Origin of the sequence: Liquorilactobacillus sp., assembly GCF_047719775.1 — a bacterium.
Classification (GTDB): Bacteria; Bacillota; Bacilli; order Lactobacillales; family Lactobacillaceae; genus Liquorilactobacillus.
Map to the genome: position 1 here is coordinate 86,629 of NZ_JBDNTS010000004.1, position 18,854 is coordinate 105,482.

Here is an 18,854-nt window from a genome sequence, read left to right on the forward strand (position 1 = left end):
ATGATGGCAGAAGTTGAAAGCTTTACACTGGATCACACAGCTGTCAAAGCACCTTATGTGCGATTAATTACAGTTGAAGAAGGTAAAAAGGGTGACAAGGTTTCAAATTATGATTTGCGATTGGTACAACCAAATGAAAATGCAATTCCAACTGCAGGACTGCACACGATTGAACATATGTTAGCGGGATATCTACGCGATCGGATGGATGGTGTGATTGATTGTTCGCCATTTGGATGCCGTACAGGTTTTCATCTTATTGTCTGGGGCGAACAAGACACAGCAGATGTTGCAAGAGCATTAAAGGGTTCACTAGCACAGATTGTTGATTCTACTTGGGACGATGTTCAAGGGACTGATATTACTAGTTGTGGTAATTATCGCGATCATTCACTTTTCTCCGCCAAAGAATGGTGCAAGAAGATTCTTGCTGAAGGAATTTCATCTGATGCCTTTGAGCGTAAAGTGGTTTAGATTAGGAATATAATATTTCGGGCAGACGGTAGCAGATTATTGAATTTGTTATTGTCTGTTTTTTTAGGGTAACATTTGGCGAAACTGATAAAAAGTCGCTATGACATGCCCGGTATGTTATAATGGCGAAAGGTTAATTAATGGGGGTTTGGATAAATGAAAGAGCCATTAAAACTTGTTGTAGTAACTGGAATGAGCGGCGCTGGAAAGACTGTAGCGGTGCAAAGCTTTGAGGATTTAGGCTATTTTTGCGTTGATAATATGCCACCATCTTTATTGCCTAAATTCTGGGAGTTAGTTCGTGAATCAGGCAAAATTAACAAGGTTGCACTTGTAATTGATTTAAGATCACGAGCGTTTTATGACGAGATAATTGAATTGTTAAGAAATCTAGATAATGATAGTTTTATAGATACAAAAATTCTTTTTTTGGATGCATCTGATGAAGAGTTGGTTGCTCGATATAAGGAAACAAGACGATCTCATCCACTTGCGATGGAAGGCAGATTAATGGATGGAATCAATCTTGAACGGGATCTTTTACGAGATATGCGGATGAAAGCTCAAATTGTAGTGGATACTAGCAAGCTTACACCTAGACAATTGCGTGAAGAGATTTTCCATAATTTTGAAACTAGTTCAGAGACGGCATTTCATATTGAGGTCATGTCATTTGGTTTCAAATATGGTGTGCCTATAGATGCTGATGTTGTTATGGACGTAAGATTCTTGCCAAATCCATATTACATTGATGCTTTAAAGAAGAAGACAGGTCTAGACAAAGATGTCTACGATTATGTAATGAATTCTGATAAAACTGAAGCATTTTATACGCAATTTATTACATTACTACAGACAATCATTCCTGGGTACAAGGATGAAGGAAAGACAAGTTTAACAATTGCAATTGGATGTACTGGAGGACAACATCGTTCAGTAGCCTTATCAAAAAGAATCGGAGAGGCACTGAAAGAAAATTATCCCGTAAGAATTTCACATCGCGATATTGCACGGCGGAAGGAGACAGTCAATCGCTCATGACGAAACACTTATTAAGAAAACGGCGTCCGAATATTGTTGTTATTGGTGGTGGAACTGGCCTCCCAGTAATTTTGAAAGCTTTAAGAAGAAAAAATGCAGATATTACGGCAGTCGTAACCGTAGCTGATGATGGCGGCTCGTCTGGTATTATTAGGGATTATATCAATGTAGTTCCTCCAGGTGACATACGCAATGTGCTAGTAGCGTTATCTGATTTACCTGAAATCTATAAGAATATTTTTCAGTATAGATTCGATTCTAAGGATCAATTTTTCTCAGGACATGCAATTGGTAATTTGATAATTGCTGCACTATCAGAAATGAACAACAGTGGGATCTTTAGTGCAGTTCAGGAACTTACAAAGTTGATGAAAGTAGAAGGTCATGTCTATCCTGCATCCAACTATCCATTAGTTCTCAATGCAAGATTTACAGACGGTTCAGTAATCGTTGGAGAATCGGAGATCTCGGCTGCAGGAAAAACAATTGATAAGGTTTGGGTTTCGAGATCAAATAATGCAATCCCTGAAGCAGTTCCAGAAGTAATCAATGCCATAATGGAAGCAGATCAAATTGTCTTAGGACCGGGTAGCCTATTTACCAGTATTTTGCCTAATTTGATGATTTCAAATGTTGGTGAGGCTGTGTGCAAAACGAATGCAGAAGTAATTTATATTTGCAATATTATGACACAAAAGGGTGAGACAGAGCACTTTACAGATGCGGATCATGTGCGTGTCTTACACCAGCATTTAGGAATGAATTTTATTGACACGGTTTTTGTCAATACTGAACCTGTGCCGGATGATTACATGGATCAGCAAAAATATGATGAATACTTGTACCAAGTCAAGCATGATTTTAATGGTCTGCGCAATTTAGGATGTAGGGTAGTTTCCAATAATTTTTTAGAACTCAGAAATCATGGGGTATTTCATAATGGTAGACAGGTTGTTGATGAATTACTTGGTTTAACGAGTCGCCCGTTGTCTTGGATGGATAGTAAATTGAACTAGAAAATTTAGAGGGGGTGGCTGCATGTCTTACGCCAGTGATGTGAAAAAAGAATTGACAACACTTGAGGTTCATTTTGGAAATGCAAAGGCTGAATTGATGGCATTAATTCGAATGAACGGATCTTTGAGCCTTGTAAACCATCATTTTGTATTAAATGTTCAAACAGAAAATCCTGCAATTGCTCGGCGAATATACCAGCTGCTGAAAAAGTTTTATGAGGTTGAAAGCGAATTATTAGTGAGAAGAAAGATGAAGCTCAAGAAAAATAATTTGTACATTGTTCGTCTAAAAACAGGTAGTGAACAAGTATTAAGAGATCTTGATATACTTGATGGTTTTCAGTTGAAGACGGGAGTCCCTCTTAATTTTTTAGAAGATGATGCAAAAGTCAGATCATACTTAAGAGGAGCTTTTTTGGCAGCGGGTTCGGTAAACAATCCAGAAACAAGTCGTTATCATTTAGAAATTTATTCACTATATGAGGAACAAAATGATGTAATTTGTGACTTAATGAACCGCTATAGGTTGAACGCACGTAAGACTGAAAGACGTAGTGGATATATTACTTACTTAAAAGAGGCAGAAAAAATTGCAGATTTCTTGTCCTTAGTTGGGGCTACAAGCGCAATGCTCAAGTTTGAGGACATTAGAATTGTGCGCGACATGCGCAATTCAGTCAACCGAATTGTTAATTGCGAGAATGCTAATATGAATAAAGTGGCTGATGCGGCAAAGCATCAAATTGAGAATATTGGATTTATTGATGCAAATTATGGAATTAACAAGTTACCGCCCAAGATTCAAGATATTGCGCGTGCAAGATTGGCACATCCAGAAGTTAGTTTAAAAGAGCTGGGGGATTTGGTAGAAAATGGACCAATTTCTAAATCAGGAGTCAATCATCGATTACGGAAAATAAATGAATTGGCTGAACAATTAAGAAATGGTAATGAAATATTAAAGGGCGTATGACATAAGTCGGTAAAATTTGACCACTGAAATAAGTGAATTGGTATGATATTAAGGTAAAAAATAGAAAGACAGAGTCAAAAATTAACTTTTTGAGCCTGTCTTTCTATTTTTTTACGAATAAACGTGTTTTATAAGTCACATTTCTCGACGTATTCCACATTCTCAGTTTATTATCTTATTTTAGATTCTTTTTGTTTTCCATGATGCCATCAATCAAACCATAATCAACGGCTTGTTGAGCAGTCATAAAGTTATCACGTTCAGTATCGCGATTAATTTTTTTAATATCTTGACCAGAACCATCTGCCAAAATCTTATTGACAAGTTTACGAGTTTTTAAGATGTGTTCTGCGGCAATATTAATTTCAGTTGCTTGACCTTGTGCGCCACCTGATGGTTGATGAATCATAATTTCTGAATTAGGCAATGCAAAACGTTTGCCCTTTGTACCAGCAGTTGAAAGGACACTTGCCATAGAAGCAGCCATCCCCATTACGATCGTTTGAACATCTGCTTTAACAAAGTTCATCGTATCATAGATTGCCAATCCAGCAGACACGCTGCCACCTGGTGAGTTGATATAAATGTAAATGTCTTTTTCTGAATCCTGTGCATCTAAGAACAGCAATTGTGCAATGATAGCATTAGCCATGTCATCATTGACTTCTCCAGAAAGCATGATAATGCGATCTTTTAGAAGTCTTGAGTAAATATCATACGCACGTTCGCCTTGTGCTGATTGTTCAATAACAGTAGGTACTAAATTCATTGAACGACGACCCCCTCAAACTATAATTTAACGTTTTAAGTGTAGCACTCAAACGTTTGTATTGCTAGTTTAACTTAATGGTCAAAAAAGGTCAAATAAAAAGGCAGGACTTGAAATAATTGTGATCTAGGCAGCAGTTATAAAAGAAGCTTTGAATAATTTTAAAGCTTCTTTTATAAGGCAGGCATCTGATTATTAAAAAAATGAGGGACTGGAGCAAAAGTTAAACTTTGACCAGCTCAGCTATTTATTGTGAATAAACATGTTTCGGCTTTAAGATGTAAGCATAATTACGAATCAAAAAAGCACCTCCAAAACTTGATTTGCATGTTCAAGTTTTGCAAGCACTCCCTTGCTTCATTGAGGTTGTATAGATTTTATCAATTTATCTTTGTGGACTACTATAAAAGCAATAATATATTGCCACCTTCAAAATAATAGTAAAACTTGCTGGACGTATTTTAAGCACGTTGCTGTTCGCTAATAGTTGTTTTGTAAGCGGTAAGCCTTTATAATCACCAATAGATACTATGCGCCACGTGGGAGTCGAACCCACATTACAAGAACCGGAATCTTGCGTGCGATCCATTACACTAGCGGCGCAATTACTCATACTATTCTACAAGAAAGAATTCAAATTTACAAGTTGAAAAGATAGGTGAAATTTTATGCCCCACAATCAAAGTTATGGATATGGGCAGATTCAAAAGCAGATTCAAAAATTTGCCATGACCCAACAGATGCAGCAGTCAATTCAGATATTGCGCTATAGTACTGAAGATCTTGCGAAATATCTAAAACAAAAACAATTGGATAATCCATTTGTTTCTATCAAAGAAACGATGAGCTATACTGGTAATTCGACTGGTATGTCAGAGCTCAAGGCAAGCCAATTTGACATGATTACGGATAATAAAGGTCAGTCGCTTTATGACTATCTATTGTCACAGGTTCATTTAACGATGAGAAAAACAAATCTCAGAAGTTGGGTTATTTATTTAATTGGACAACTTGATGAGAATGGATATTTGAAAGTTGATTTAGAAAAGTTAATTGCAAAAACTGGTGTTGATTATATTACGATGATGGATGCGCTGACTTTGCTGCAGCAACTTGATCCACCTGGCGTTGGCGCACGTTCTTTGAAAGAGTGTTTGCTTTTACAAATTCAAAATATCGAAAATGCTCCTGCTGCAGCACAATTAATTATTGAAAATGAGTTTGAAAATTTGGTTGATCAGGACTGGGACAAAATTGCAGTTGATTTGTCCATAGATACAAAACAGGTTTCAAAGGTTGTTGAATTTATTAAGCGACTGACCCCAGCGCCAGGGGCAGCTTTTGAACAAGAAAATATTGGGTATGTTTATCCTGATTTAATAATAAAAAAAAATCCAGAGACACTTGACTTTAGTATCAAAACAACCAAGAGGACAAAACCTTTAGTTGTCTTCAAGCAAGATTACTATAATAAGTTTACAACAGAAAATGAAATTGAAGTTCAAAAATTTTTGAAAGAAAAACAAAAAGATTTCCAAGAACTTATTAAAGATATTGAGTTGCGTGCGGAAACCATTGTCAGAGTAGCAGAGGTCATAATTGAACGCCAGCATGATTTCTTTTTGAATGATGGACAGCAGTTGAAACCGCTACTTTTAAGAGATGTTGCGCAAAAGTTAAACCTGCATGAGTCTACTATTAGTCGAGCTGTCAATGGGAAGTATTTGCGGTGTGATTATGGAGTCTATGAACTGAAATACTTCTTTAGAAGGCCTGTAAATAGTATGGAACAAGATATCTCTGTAGATACAATAAAGGAACACATAAATGTGATTGTGACGGCTGAGAATCAGCAAAAACCATTGTCAGATAGTAAGATAGTCCTGAAATTAGAAAAGGTTGGAATACAAATATCACGTAGAACGGTTGCAAAATATCGCGAAGAACTGAAGATTGGCAGTTCAACACAAAGAAAAAGAAATTAAATTTATGGTTGAATTTTTTAAATGTAAATGAAATTATACTATTGTTCGCTACTTGGAGTGGTTTTCTATAATTTTTACGTTAAAATTCGGAATAACAGAATAATTAGGCTCGCTATTGATATAAATTTAGTCTATTAACGACCATTGTTAATAAGAACTTACTGGCTTGCATTAGGCATGAAATATTGCTATAATGCAGTTGTTGATGGAGGTATGAGAACAATTAAAGAGAAATTGTTGTTGTGCTTTTGTTTTTTGACTTGCTGGGTCGTTTAACGACACCACTGGACAATATTGGTCCCATTAGGAAGGTAACTATGATGCATCAGGAGTTTGAATGGATTGAAAAGATTGCTCCCGACATGGTTGAAACCATGGTGCAACGGTTCATGATATTACGGTATATCTCTTGGATGGGACCTGTTGGCAGGCGAGTTCTTTCGCAGGAGTTCGGATTGACGGAGCGTGTGCTTAGAACTGAGACCGATTTTCTACGCGAGCAAAGTTTAATTGCTTCAACTAGGTCTGGCATGATTATTACTGAAAAAGGTCAGGATGTTATTCAGGGCCTTAGAGGGTTAATGGATCAATTTGCAGATATGAGACACCAAGAAGTTGAGCTTTCAAAGAGATTGGGCATTGAAAAGTGTTTGATTGTAGCAGGTGATTCTGACAAGCAGCCAAGAGTTATAGAGGAAATGGGCAAGCTTGTTGATGAATCGTTGGCAGCAGCTTTGCCGAATGGTAAGAATGTGATTGCTGTCATGGGAGGCATTACGATGGCGGCAATTGCAAAGGCTCTCACAAAGCGGATTGGTGAGGATCGTGAATTACTTTTTGTGCCTGCCAGAGGCGGTGTAGGGGAAGCAGTTGATATTCAAGCCAATACGGTTAGTTCGCAGATGGCAATGCATACTGGTGGGCAGCACCGTGCGTTGTATGTACCTGAACAACTGAGTGAGGAGGCATTTGAACCTTTACTCAAGGAACCAGCAATTCAGCGTGTAATTGAGTTAATTCGAAATAGTGATGCTGCTATTCATAGTGTAGGTGATGCTATTCGGATGGCTGAAAGACGAGACATGCCTATTTCTGTAATTGAAATGCTTAAAAAAAGACATGCGGTCGGGGAAGCTTTTGGTTACTTTTTTGATGAATTGGGTAAGGTAGTGTATAAGATCCCAAGGATTGGATTACAATTAGAGGATCTCACTGAGATGAAATGTGTGCTTGCAGTTGCTGGCGGTGCCTCAAAGGCTAAGGCAATTGTGGCTTACATGAAACATGCTCCTAAGCAAACTTGTCTGATTACAGATGAGGGGGCAGCAAACTTGATTTTAAAAAAGTAGTGTTTAACCAACACACTTTTTAAAATAAATTTTTTATTTCCTAAAGGAGGAAATTTTAGTATGACTACTAAAGTAGGTATTAATGGTTTTGGCCGTATTGGCCGTTTGGCATTCCGCCGTATTGCTGAGACTTCAGAAAGCTTGGAAGTTGTTGCTATCAACGATTTGACATCTCCAGCTATGTTGGCACATTTATTGAAGTATGATACAGCTCATGGTCAATTCGATGCTGAAATCTCTGCTACAGACAATGCACTTGTTGTTAATGGCAAAGAAATTCCTGTATACGCAGAAGCAGATGCACGCAACATTCCTTGGGTTAAGAATGATGGTGTTGATTTGGTTCTTGAATCAACAGGTTTCTACACATCAGAAGAAAAGGCAGCTGCACATATTGAAGCCGGCGCAAAACGTGTTCTTATTTCAGCACCAGCTGGTAAGATGAAGACAATCGTTTATAGTGTTAATGATGATACATTGACAAACGATGATAAGATTGTTTCTGCTGCTTCATGTACTACAAACTGTTTAGCTCCTTTAGCAAAAGCTATGAATGATGCTTTTGGTATTAAAGCTGGTACTATGACAACAATCCATGCTTACACAGCTACACAAAAATTACAAGATGGTCCAGATCGTGGTGGCAATGTTCGTAATGCTCGTGCTGCTGCAGCTAACACAATTCCTCATTCAACTGGTGCTGCTAAGGCTCTTGGCTTAGTTGTTCCTGAATTGAACGGTAAGTTAGACGGACATGCACAACGTGTTCCAGTTATCACAGGTTCATTAACAGAATTAGTTACAACTCTTGACAAAGAAGTAACTGCTGATGAAGTTAATGCAGCTGTTAAGAAAGTTACAGATGGCAACGCATCATTTGGTTACAATAATGATGGAATCGTTTCATCAGATGTCATTGGAACAACATTTGGTTCAGTATTTGATCCAACTCAAACACAGGTTGTTGGTTCAGGTGAAGGACAAGTTGTTAAGACTGTTGCATGGTATGACAACGAATCTGGTTTTACAGCACAAATGATCCGTACTTTGGAAAAATTTGCTAGCATGCTTTAAGATTTAGCTGACGCTAAATTTTTAATCGATTTAGTTCATTAAGGCGGGGGGAGGCAACTCTCTTCGCTTTTTATTTTAAAAAAATGGAGGATTACAATTCATGGCTAAACTAACTGTTTCTGATTTAGATGTTACGGGTAAAAAAGTTTTAATTCGTGTTGACTTTAATGTTCCTATTAAAAATGGTGTTATTGGAAATGATAACCGTATTGTTGCGGCATTACCAACAATTAAATATATTGTTGAAAATGGTGGGAAAGCGATTTTATTTTCACATCTTGGTCGTGTCAAGACTGAAGAAGATAAGAAGGAATTATCACTTCGTCCAGTTGCCGAAAAATTAGCTGATTTGGTTAAAAAACCAGTTACATTTGTTCCAACAACTCGTGGTGCACAACTTGAAGAAGCAATTAACAAGATGAATAATGGCGATATTTTGTTAGTTGAGAATACACGTTTTGAAGACCTAGATGGTAAAAAAGAATCTAAGAATGATCCTGAATTAGGAAAATATTGGGCATCACTTGGCGATTTGTTTGTAAACGATGCATTTGGTACAGCTCATCGTTCACATGCTTCTAATGTAGGAATTGCAAGTAACATGGACCAAGCTGCTGCTGGATTCTTACTTGAAAAAGAAATCAAATTCTTGGGCAATGCCGTTGATACTCCTGTTCATCCATTTGTTGCCATTTTAGGTGGTGCAAAGGTTTCAGATAAGATTGGTGTTATTGATCATCTTCTTGCAAAGGCTGATAAGGTTATTATCGGTGGCGGTATGACTTACACATTTTATGCTGCTAAAGGCATGAGCATTGGTAATTCATTGGTTGAATCTGATAAGATTGAACTTGCTAAGGAAATTATTGCAAAAGCTGGAGACAAATTAGTATTACCAATTGATTCAGTTGTTGCTGAAAAATTTGATAATGATGTACCTAATAAAATTGTTGATGGTGACATTCCTGATGGGTATATGGCACTTGATATTGGACCTAAGTCAATCGCCTTATTCAAAGATGTTCTTAAAGATGCTAAGACAGTTGTTTGGAATGGACCTATGGGTGTATTTGAAATGAGTAATTATGCTGAAGGAACTCTTGAAGTTGGTAAGTTCTTAGGTACCCTTAGCGATGCTACAACAATTGTTGGTGGGGGCGATTCAACAGCTGCTGTTCAACAATTAGGTGTTGCTGATCAATTGACACATATTTCAACTGGTGGTGGTGCTTCCCTCGAATATCTCGAAGGTAAGACACTTCCTGGAATTGCTGCTGTTTCAGATAAATAAATCTATAATAGGCAAAATTGAAAGGATGATATAAGTGCGTACACCAATTATTGCAGGTAACTGGAAAATGAACCTGAATCCAGAACAGACTGCTGAATTTGTTAATGCTGTGAAAAAGGACTTGCCAGCTGCAAGTAAAGTTGAATCAGTTATTGCTGCACCAGCTGTTGATCTTCCAGCACTTTTGGAAGCTGCAAAGGGTTCAGAATTAAAAGTTGCTGCTGAAAATTGCTACTTCGAAGATGAAGGTGCATTTACTGGTGAAACTTCTCCAAAAGTTCTTAAAGAAATGGGCGTTGATTATGTAGTTATCGGTCATTCAGAACGTCGTGATTATTTCCACGAAACTGACGAAGATATCAATAAAAAAGCCCATGCAATCTTCAAAAACGGTCTCTTACCAATTATTTGTTGTGGTGAGACTCTTACAACTCGTGAGGCTGGTAAGGCAGAAGCATGGGTTGAAGGACAGGTAACCGCAGCATTAAAGGGTCTTTCAAGTGAGCAAGTTGCAAGTTCTGTAATTGCATATGAACCAATCTGGGCTATTGGCACAGGTAAGACAGCTTCATCAGATCAAGCTGAAGAGATTTGTGCAGTTGTTCGTAAAACTGTTGCAAAGCTCTATAATGAAACTGTTGCTGACAAAGTTCGTATTCAATATGGCGGTTCTGTAAAACCAGCTAATGTTAAGGAACTTATGAGCAAGGAAAATATTGATGGTGGGCTTGTTGGTGGTGCGTCATTAGTTCCCGAATCATATTTGGCATTGGTCAACTTTAACAAATAATTGATATTTTTTACGACTAACAATTGAAAGTTGTTAAGAAAACCTTTAAAATAGGTTTGGGCGAGAAACTCAAGCCAATCTAAAACTCAAAGGAGAGTATATTATGTCTAGTATTACAGAAATCTATGCACGCGAAGTCTTAGATTCACGTGGTAACCCAACAGTTGAAGCAGAAATTTATACAGAAGCAGGTGCTTTTGGCCGTGGAATTGTTCCTTCAGGTGCATCTACTGGTGAACATGAAGCTGTTGAATTACGTGATGGTGACAAGTCGCGTTACATGGGTAAGGGTGTAGAAAAAGCTGTTGCTAATGTTAACGACATCATTGCAAAAGAAATTGTTGGTTACGAAGTTACAGATCAAGTTGCTATTGATAGAGCTATGATTGCTTTAGATGGTACACCTAACAAAGGTAAATTAGGCGCAAATGCTATTTTGGCTGTATCAATTGCTGCTGCACGTGCTGCTGCAGATGAATTACAAGTGCCTCTTTACAACTACTTAGGTGGTTTCAATGCACACGTTCTCCCAACACCTATGATGAATGTTATTAATGGTGGGGCTCATTCTGACAACAAGGTTGACTTCCAGGAATTTATGATTATGCCTGTTGGTGCCAAGTCTGTCAAAGAAGCGATTCGTATGGGTTCAGAAACTTTCCATAACTTACAAAAATTACTTGCTAAAGCTGGCAAAGTAACTTCTGTTGGTGATGAAGGTGGTTTTGCTCCTGATTTTGAAAACAACGAAGAACCATTGAAGTTTTTGATTGAAGCAATCGAAGCTGCTGGTTACAAGCCAGGTAGTGACGTTGCAATCGCAATTGATGTTGCTTCATCAGAACTTTGGGATGGCGAAACTGGTAAATACAAGTTACGCTGGTCAACAGGTGAAGAATTCTCTACAGAAGAATTTATCAGCTATCTTGAAGGTTTAGTTGACAAGTATCCAATTATTTCAATTGAAGATCCTATTGATGAAAATAACTGGGATGACTGGAAGACAATTACTAGTGAATTAGGTAAGAAAGTTCAACTTGTTGGTGATGACTTCTTTGTTACAAACACAGAATACTTGAAAAAGGGTATTAAGATGGGTGCTGCAAACTCAATCCTCATCAAAGTTAACCAGATTGGTACATTGACAGAAACTGTTGAAGCTATCGAAATGGCTAAAGAAGCTGGCTATACAGCGATTGTTTCTCATCGTTCAGGTGAAACTGAAGATACAACAATTGCTGATTTGGTTGTTGCTACAAATGCAGGTCAAATTAAGACTGGCTCAATGAGTCGGACAGACCGAATTGCTAAGTACAACCAATTGATGAGAATTGAAGACCAATTGAGCGAAAGCGTAGCTCAATACAAGGGTATTCATTCATTCTATAACTTGAGTGAACAAGCTCGTCAAGAAATTGAAGGCAAGTAATTAAATAAAAGAGTGTTTTTTGCTTGTTAGTTTTGAATTAGTAAGACAACTTAACAAGAAGAAAATACAAAAACAATATCTAATAGCGAGGCTGGATCAAAAGCTAAATTTTGATTCGGTCTCTTTTTTATGCTTGATTAATTATTTTGGAGACTTTGAACGGATACTTTTATAATTAAATACAGAAATAAGCCTGAATAACTTGACATCCGGAATGTTAGAAAGTATATTGCAAGATAATGTTGTACTGTGAAGTGAATCTAGATATATTCAGAAGAATTATTATTAAAAGATCGTGGTGTATAAGTGTTATAACTGACTGGAAATAAAAGATTATTTATGCTACATTATAATAGATGTAGATTACCTATGGAGTAAGGGGGTATGAACTTGTATAATTTAATTTTAACTATTTTGATGATTGTTTCAGTATTAATTATAATTGCAGTAATGATGCAACCTGCAAAAAACGATAATGCTGCTTCCGCTTTGTCAGGTGGTGCGGCTGATTTATTTAGCAAGCAAAAGCCTCGCGGATTTGAGGCATTTATGCAGAAGGTAACAGCTGTGTTGGGAGTCATCTTCTTTCTACTTTCATTGGCTTTGGTTTATATTTCATCGCATTGATAAAAAGTAAGGTCTTCTGCTTGACTCTGTGCAGGGGAGTTTTACTTTTTTTTTGGATTAAGAATGGCTCTTAATAGATAATCAAGTAAGTAAACGAGGAAATTAATGGAAAATAATATTATTAAAGAAAAAATACTAAGAGAATTAAGAGAATCACCAGACCGTGATTTTCAAGTTCAAGAACTAGCTGAAGCGATTGCCATGACAACAGCTGTTCAGTTTAAATTTGTAGTGCAGGCATTGGCACAATTAGAACATGATAAAGAAGTTACACTTAATCAAAATGGTGCATTTACAATTGCTAAGGATGACTCTCTCCCAAAATTTGTTGGTGTTTTTCATGCAAATGATCGTGGCTTTGGGTTTGTAACTGTAGATGTCGATACCCCAGATTTTTTCATTAATCCGACGCAAACAATGGCAGCGTTGAATGGTGATGAAGTTGAAGTTGTTACACTTAGGAAAGCTGATGAAAAAAATGGCAGGGGCCCTGAGGGTAAAGTCGTTGGAATTGTTAAGCATGCGATTGAACAAGTCGTTGGTGAGTTTGTTGTAGATGAGGCGGAAGAATATCCTGCAGGAATTATTGGAACGGTAAAGCTGAAAGATCGTAAGTTGGCGCACTATACTTTTTTAGTTGAAGACAAAGGTCTCAATCCTGTTGCAGGAGAAGTGATTTTAGCGGATATCACTGCGTATCCTGATGCACATCTCCCAGGAATTCTTAAGGGTGTTGCTATAAAAGTAATTGGAAATGTCAGTGATCCAGGAATTGATATTTTGCAAGTCGTCTATCAACATGATATTCCAACTCAATTTCCCACTGAGGTTATGACAGAGGTTGAACAAATTCCTGATCATGTGACTGATGATGAGCGTAAAGGACGAGTTGATTTAACTGAGCAAGACTTGGTTACAATTGATAGTATTGAATCTAAAGACCTTGATGATGCGGTTACCGCATGGAAGATGGATAATGGAAACTATCACTTAGGAGTACATATTGCAGATGTATCTCATTATGTAAGAGTAGGTACAGCATTGAATGATGAGGCCTTTAACAGAGGAACTTCGGTCTATTTGACAGACCGTGTAATTCCGATGTTACCTCATAAGTTATCAAATGGAATTTGTTCGCTAAATCCCAAAGTTGAACGTCTGGCAATGAGTTGCGAAATGGAGATAGATACTGAAGGTAACGTGATCAATCACAAAATCTTTCCGAGTGTTATTAAAACAACGGAAAGAATGACCTATGTTGCAATCAATAAGATTCTTGAATCACGTGATGAAAAAACAAAGGCACGCTATGAGAACCTGGTTCCAATGTTTGAAACGATGAATGAACTTCACAAAATCTTGCTCAAAATGAGAAAAAGACGTGGGGCAATTGAATTCGAAGATACTGAGGCACAGATTATTGTTGATGAAAAAGGGCATCCAACTGATATTCAATTGCGTGAACGCGGTACTAGTGAAAGAATAGTCGAATCATTTATGCTTGCAGCAAATGAAACAATTGCTGAACACTTCAATCATTTACGTGTTCCCTTTATTTACCGTATCCATGAAACTCCAAAAGCGGAAAAGATGCTCTCATTTTTTGAAGCATTGTCTAGTTTGGGAATTGAAGCAACAGGCAGCAGTAATGATGTAAAGCCTAAGATGTTGCAGACAATTTTGAAAAAAGTTGCAGGTAAACCCGAAGAAGCAATGGTTTCAACAATGTTGCTCCGTTCCATGCAACAAGCAAAGTATTCAGATCAGCCTTTAGGCCATTTTGGACTTGGAGCAGAGGATTATACGCATTTTACATCTCCAATCAGAAGATATCCTGATCTTTTGGTTCATCGACTAATTCGTTTTTATGAACAAAATGGAATTAATGATGAGACAAAGGAAGAGTATAAGCAAGAAATTCCTGAAATAGCTCTTCATAGCTCACAAATGGAGCGTCGTGCAATTGATGCGGAACGTGACACTGATGCAATGAAGAAAGCTGAATATATGGCTGATCATGTAGGTGAAGAATTCGATGCAGTTGTTAGTTCTGTAATGAAATTTGGAATGTTTGTCGGGTTGCCTAACACAGTTGAAGGACTTATCCATATTAGTGAAATGAAGGACGATTACTATGAATACTTGGATAAGCACATGGTCTTAGTTGGACGCCATACCAAGCGGACTTATCGAATTGGTCAACCAATAAGGGTTAAGCTAGTTAATGTCAATGTTGATCAAAAGGAAGTTGATTTCACTCTTTTAAATCCTGAGGACGCGCCTAAGACAGATTTGCTTGTCAAAGCTGGTAACGGCAGTGACTCAAGAAGAAGTAACGGTGATAGAAAATATCAGGGGAATCGTAAATATGATAACAAAAAAGGACAGTCAAAAAGTAGAGAAAAACAACATGGATACCGTCCCTTTAAGGATAAATTAAAGAAAAGACACTGATAACTAAGTTAGGAGGTGTTCGTAATGGTAAAGAAGAGACATGAGAATCCTCCACTGGCTCAAAATAAAAAGGCAAGTCATGATTACGCAATAATTGATACGATTGAGGCAGGGATTGTTTTAACTGGGACAGAAATTAAATCAGTCCGTGCACGACGAATAAATCTTAAAGATGGGTTTGCACAAGTTCGTAACGGAGAAGTTTGGTTGATGAATATTCATATTTCCCCATATGAACAAGGCAATCAATTTAACCATGATCCACTTAGAAACCGCAAGTTATTACTTCACAAAAAGCAGATAACTGATTTAGGTAAAATGACTTCAGACAAGGGAGTAACTTTGGTACCCTTGAAAGTGTATATTAAAAGTGGATTTGCAAAAGTTTTATTGGGCGTTGGTAAAGGTAAAAATGACTATGATAAGAGAGAAACCATTAAGCGTAAGGATCAAGAGCGTCAAATACAACGGACTTTGAAGAATTATGGCTGAGACTAGGCAATCATGTATGTTTGCATTCAATTAAAACATTATTAATAGTCTAGTTGAATAGCATGTATTTTTGATTTATGAAACACGTTTATCCGGAATAAATAGAGGAACTGGGTTAAAAATTAACTTTTAACCCAGTTCCTCTATTTATTTAAAATTAATTTTTTTACACTTATATCATGTGTAGTCAGGTTATCGTGTTCTTTTTATTACAATTCTTAAGAAAAAAGTAATAATGAAACAAATAAGTAATATTTTGTAAGATGTCTGCAACCAATGAAATTAGCGAATTGCATATAATATTCAATGGTAAAGGGGTTAATTCTTATGAAAATAATTGGGGTCGGCACAAAGTACATCATATTAATAGCACTTGCAATGACGACCATGACAAGTGGGGTTTCTGCTGATACTGTCGATAATTTACAGGGACAGCAGAGTAGTGCTCAAAAAACATTAAATACTAACAATGATCAATTATCTAAGAAGATTACTGCTGTTAATCAGGTGTATCAAGAAATTCAGCAGTTAAATGAAAAGAAAAAGGATACTTCTTCTAATATTGCAGCGGTTAAGCAAAAACTCACAGCGGCAAAAGAAGAAAAGCAAAAGCGGATTGCTGATGCTAAATCCAGATTAAGGGAACTCCAATTAAGGGAAGGTACAAATGCTACGCTTCAAGTCTTGGAGAATTCTAGTGATCTATCTCAATGGTTAGGAAATGTGATAGCATTGACACGCTTACAGTCTGTTTATAATGATAGTTTGGATGCTGTTAAACAAAGTGTGAATACAATTTCAAATGATCGTAAACAATTGTTAACATATCAAGCAAGTCTTGATACACAAGCAAAAGACTTAGCTTTGAAAAAAGATCAGATGAATGCTTCATTGAATTCTTTGAAGCAACTGGTTAAAAATAACCAAGCAACAATAGCAACTCTTGCTAACAAGGTTTCATGGGCAAAGGAAGCAGCAGCTGAGGCCAGTGCAAGTTCACAATCAGCACAACAGGCAAGCAGTAGTTCAGAGGAGTCTGCATCAAGTTCTTCAGCAGCAGTTGCCTCTTCTAGTCAGAGTTCAACAGCATCTAGTGCTAGTTCGACTAGTTCAACAACAACTACTAATATAGCAACAACGACAACGACAAGTAGCAGCTCAAAGACACTTGTTATGCAATCAACTGGTTATTCAGTTGCACAAAGCGGTTTGAGTTCTTATAGTGCAACAGGAATTAATTTAAGTCAGTATCCAAGTTGTATAGCTGTAGATCCTAGTGTTATTCCACTAGGAAGTATTGTTTGGGTTTCTGGATATGGTGTCACCGTGGCAGGAGACACAGGTGGTGCGATTAAGGGAAATATTATTGACGTACACTTTTCAACTGTTGGACAAGCTCAAAGCTGGGGAAGAAAAACGGTTACAGTTAAGATATTAAGTTAAGGCTAACATAATAATTTAATAATCTTGTCATTTCTAGATAAATTTGATAGAAATACAATCTTGATTAAATACAGGGAGAAGACGATTCAAAATTTATTTTTTGATTAGTCTTCTTTGTTGATTTATGGTGTATTTTACAAGCTATCTCTTAATTAGGATAAAGATTGGGTAGGAAAAAAGATTTGCTAAACAGCATAAATTAATTCTTTGAAAATTAAAATATAAATAATTGTTGACCTGTTGATTAAAATAGTCTAAGATATAACTAATAAATGAAAGGAGAGTCCTTTGTATGTATATTCAATCAAATAGTTATGTAATTGAATTTGCCCTACTACTATGATGGAGGACTCCGACAATATGTCGAGTCCTATTTGTAGTTAGAATGGGGCTTGAGCAGTAAATGAACACCCTATTCTTAATGAATAGGGCGTTTTTTATTTACAAATTTTCTTAATAAATTAGGAGGTTATAAGATATGAAAAAAATACAATTTTTTGATACAACTTTACGTGATGGTGAACAGACAATCGGTGTCAATTTTTCCATTGAGGACAAAATAAGCATAGCTAAACAATTAGTTAGCTGGGGTGTAGATGTAATTGAAGCAGGATTTCCTGTTGCTTCAAAGAATGATTTCAAATCGGTTAGAAAAATTGGGCAAGAAATAACTAATTGTAAGGTAACTGGTCTTGCACGTTGTGTAAAAAAGGATATTGATGCTGTGATTGATGCCTTAGGTGACACTCCGAATGGTCAGATTCATGTATTTATTGCCACAAGTCCAATTCATCGTGAAGCAAAGTTACATATGACTAAAGAGGAAGTAATTGAAACCATCAATGATTGCGTTAGTTATGCTCATCAAAAATTTACACATGTTGAGTTTTCTCCGGAAGATGCAACTAGAACTGAATGGGATTTTTTGGTCAGAGCAATTCGTACCGCAATTTTTGCGGGAGCTGATGTGATTAATATTCCTGATACTACTGGGTACACTAATCCTGAAGAAATTGGTGAATTATTCGATTATTTAAAGGATAATATTCCTGAATTTGATGAAGTAACATTCTCAGTGCATTGCCATAATGATTTGGGAATGGCCACAGCAAATGCATTGTCTGCGATTCGTCATGGTGCAACTAGGATAGAAGGAACAGTCAATGGTATAGGAGAACGTGCTGGAAATACTGCACTTGAAGAGGTTGCTACTATGCTGATGGTGCGTGGTGATTTCTATCAGGCAGCGACAAATATTTGTTTAAATAAAACTTTTGAAACTGCTAAAATGGTTAGTCAAAAATCTAATATGCAAATACCTAATAATAAACCTATTACAGGAGCAAACGCATTTTCCCATGAATCTGGAATTCATCAAGATGGTTTTTTGAAGAATCATGCAACATATGAGATTTTAACTCCACAAAGTGTAGGAGTTGCCCATTCATCAATACCTCTGGGAAAATTATCTGGTTCGCATGCTGTGACTGTTAAGTTAGAGGAAATGGGGTATGAGATAGATAAAAACACTACAAAGGATATTTTTATCAAGTTTAAATCAATTGCTGATAATCAATCAATTGTTTCTGATGATGATTTAGTGCAAATGATGAACGAAATGCAGTCAGTTACGAATAAAAAATGACA

The 18,854-nt window shown here is 36.8% G+C and carries 16 protein-coding genes and 1 tRNA gene; 15 read left to right on the forward strand and 2 right to left on the reverse strand.

Annotated elements, in window-relative coordinates; all coding sequences use genetic code 11:
* Positions 1-3 precede the first annotated feature (3 nt).
* The 4 genes from ABF682_RS03240 to whiA all read left to right on the forward strand — a co-directional run bounded on the left by ABF682_RS03240 (position 4) and on the right by whiA (position 3,504).
* Entirely contained in the window at positions 4-474 is a 471-nt protein-coding gene (locus ABF682_RS03240) for an S-ribosylhomocysteine lyase (RefSeq protein ID WP_289978638.1), read from the forward strand.
* Positions 475-630: 156 nt separating this feature from the next.
* Positions 631-1,515, forward strand: coding sequence for an RNase adapter RapZ (rapZ, locus tag ABF682_RS03245; RefSeq protein ID WP_289977913.1), 885 nt, complete (start codon positions 631-633; stop codon positions 1,513-1,515).
* Entirely contained in the window at positions 1,512-2,531 is a 1,020-nt protein-coding gene (locus ABF682_RS03250) for a gluconeogenesis factor YvcK family protein (RefSeq protein ID WP_289977914.1), read from the forward strand. Before rapZ ends, ABF682_RS03250 begins: the two co-directional genes overlap by 4 nt.
* A 22-nt stretch (positions 2,532-2,553) precedes the next feature.
* On the forward strand, positions 2,554-3,504 hold the full coding sequence (whiA, locus tag ABF682_RS03255) for a DNA-binding protein WhiA (protein ID WP_289977917.1): 951 nt from the start codon (positions 2,554-2,556) through the stop codon (positions 3,502-3,504).
* A 175-nt stretch (positions 3,505-3,679) separates the two neighbouring features.
* Here the strand turns inward: whiA and clpP are convergent, their stop codons facing one another.
* A complete protein-coding gene (gene clpP / locus ABF682_RS03260; RefSeq protein ID WP_289977919.1) occupies positions 3,680-4,273 on the reverse strand; it encodes an ATP-dependent Clp endopeptidase proteolytic subunit ClpP in 594 nt (197 codons plus the stop codon).
* A gap of 531 nt (positions 4,274-4,804) precedes the next feature.
* Positions 4,805-4,876: transfer RNA gene (locus tag ABF682_RS03265), tRNA-Arg, on the reverse strand.
* A gap of 65 nt (positions 4,877-4,941) precedes the next feature.
* Here ABF682_RS03265 and rpoN point away from each other — a divergent pair.
* The 11 genes from rpoN to ABF682_RS03320 all read left to right on the forward strand — a co-directional run bounded on the left by rpoN (position 4,942) and on the right by ABF682_RS03320 (position 18,852).
* On the forward strand, positions 4,942-6,258 hold the full coding sequence (gene rpoN, locus ABF682_RS03270; RefSeq protein WP_289977920.1) for an RNA polymerase factor sigma-54: 1,317 nt from the start codon (positions 4,942-4,944) through the stop codon (positions 6,256-6,258).
* A gap of 320 nt (positions 6,259-6,578) precedes the next feature.
* Positions 6,579-7,607, forward strand: a complete 1,029-nt coding sequence (locus ABF682_RS03275; protein WP_289978640.1) for a sugar-binding transcriptional regulator — start codon at positions 6,579-6,581, stop codon at positions 7,605-7,607.
* Positions 7,608-7,667: 60 nt separating this feature from the next.
* Positions 7,668-8,681, forward strand: a complete 1,014-nt coding sequence (gene gap, locus ABF682_RS03280; protein ID WP_289977922.1) for a type I glyceraldehyde-3-phosphate dehydrogenase — start codon at positions 7,668-7,670, stop codon at positions 8,679-8,681.
* A gap of 100 nt (positions 8,682-8,781) precedes the next feature.
* Positions 8,782-9,972, forward strand: coding sequence for a phosphoglycerate kinase (locus tag ABF682_RS03285; RefSeq protein WP_289977927.1), 1,191 nt, complete (start codon positions 8,782-8,784; stop codon positions 9,970-9,972).
* 34 nt (positions 9,973-10,006) lie between these two features.
* A complete protein-coding gene (gene tpiA, locus ABF682_RS03290; RefSeq protein WP_289977928.1) occupies positions 10,007-10,762 on the forward strand; it encodes a triose-phosphate isomerase in 756 nt (251 codons plus the stop codon).
* Positions 10,763-10,865: 103 nt separating this feature from the next.
* Positions 10,866-12,191: a phosphopyruvate hydratase gene (eno, locus tag ABF682_RS03295; RefSeq protein ID WP_289977930.1), complete on the forward strand. Its 1,326-nt coding sequence runs from the start codon at positions 10,866-10,868 to the stop codon at positions 12,189-12,191.
* A 390-nt stretch (positions 12,192-12,581) separates the two neighbouring features.
* Positions 12,582-12,818: a preprotein translocase subunit SecG gene (gene secG / locus ABF682_RS03300; protein ID WP_289977931.1), complete on the forward strand. Its 237-nt coding sequence runs from the start codon at positions 12,582-12,584 to the stop codon at positions 12,816-12,818.
* Positions 12,819-12,923: 105 nt separating this feature from the next.
* The gene (rnr, locus tag ABF682_RS03305; RefSeq protein WP_415619001.1) at positions 12,924-15,272 is read left to right on the forward strand and encodes a ribonuclease R; all 2,349 of its coding nucleotides are present in this window, start codon (positions 12,924-12,926) and stop codon (positions 15,270-15,272) included.
* Positions 15,273-15,296: 24 nt separating this feature from the next.
* Positions 15,297-15,764 carry an SsrA-binding protein SmpB gene (gene smpB, locus ABF682_RS03310; protein ID WP_289977936.1) on the forward strand — a complete coding sequence of 156 codons (468 nt, stop codon included), beginning with the start codon at positions 15,297-15,299 and terminating at the stop codon, positions 15,762-15,764.
* Between the two features lie 327 nt (positions 15,765-16,091).
* A complete protein-coding gene (locus ABF682_RS03315; protein WP_415619002.1) occupies positions 16,092-17,207 on the forward strand; it encodes a 3D domain-containing protein in 1,116 nt (371 codons plus the stop codon).
* Between the two features lie 478 nt (positions 17,208-17,685).
* Complete coding sequence (locus ABF682_RS03320) at positions 17,686-18,852, forward strand: 2-isopropylmalate synthase (RefSeq protein ID WP_415619003.1); 1,167 nt, start codon at positions 17,686-17,688, stop codon at positions 18,850-18,852.
* Positions 18,853-18,854: the final 2 nt, after the last annotated feature.

Excerpts from the sequence above, each read along its gene's own strand:
- ABF682_RS03240 (WP_289978638.1), top strand. The coding sequence starts at position 4 with ATGGCAGAAGTTGAAAGCTTTACACTGGATCACACAGCTGTCAAAGCA.
- eno (WP_289977930.1), top strand. The coding sequence starts at position 10,866 with ATGTCTAGTATTACAGAAATCTATGCACGCGAAGTCTTAGATTCACGT.
- ABF682_RS03285 (WP_289977927.1), top strand. The coding sequence starts at position 8,782 with ATGGCTAAACTAACTGTTTCTGATTTAGATGTTACGGGTAAAAAAGTT.
- rapZ (WP_289977913.1), top strand. The coding sequence starts at position 631 with ATGAAAGAGCCATTAAAACTTGTTGTAGTAACTGGAATGAGCGGCGCT.
- clpP (WP_289977919.1), bottom strand. The coding sequence starts at position 4,273 with ATGAATTTAGTACCTACTGTTATTGAACAATCAGCACAAGGCGAACGT.
- ABF682_RS03315 (WP_415619002.1), top strand. The coding sequence starts at position 16,092 with ATGAAAATAATTGGGGTCGGCACAAAGTACATCATATTAATAGCACTT.
- gap (WP_289977922.1), top strand. The coding sequence starts at position 7,668 with ATGACTACTAAAGTAGGTATTAATGGTTTTGGCCGTATTGGCCGTTTG.
- ABF682_RS03275 (WP_289978640.1), top strand. The coding sequence starts at position 6,579 with ATGCATCAGGAGTTTGAATGGATTGAAAAGATTGCTCCCGACATGGTT.
- rnr (WP_415619001.1), top strand. The coding sequence starts at position 12,924 with ATGGAAAATAATATTATTAAAGAAAAAATACTAAGAGAATTAAGAGAA.
- rpoN (WP_289977920.1), top strand. The coding sequence starts at position 4,942 with ATGCCCCACAATCAAAGTTATGGATATGGGCAGATTCAAAAGCAGATT.
- ABF682_RS03320 (WP_415619003.1), top strand. The coding sequence starts at position 17,686 with ATGAAAAAAATACAATTTTTTGATACAACTTTACGTGATGGTGAACAG.
- ABF682_RS03250 (WP_289977914.1), top strand. The coding sequence starts at position 1,512 with ATGACGAAACACTTATTAAGAAAACGGCGTCCGAATATTGTTGTTATT.
- smpB (WP_289977936.1), top strand. The coding sequence starts at position 15,297 with ATGGTAAAGAAGAGACATGAGAATCCTCCACTGGCTCAAAATAAAAAG.
- whiA (WP_289977917.1), top strand. The coding sequence starts at position 2,554 with ATGTCTTACGCCAGTGATGTGAAAAAAGAATTGACAACACTTGAGGTT.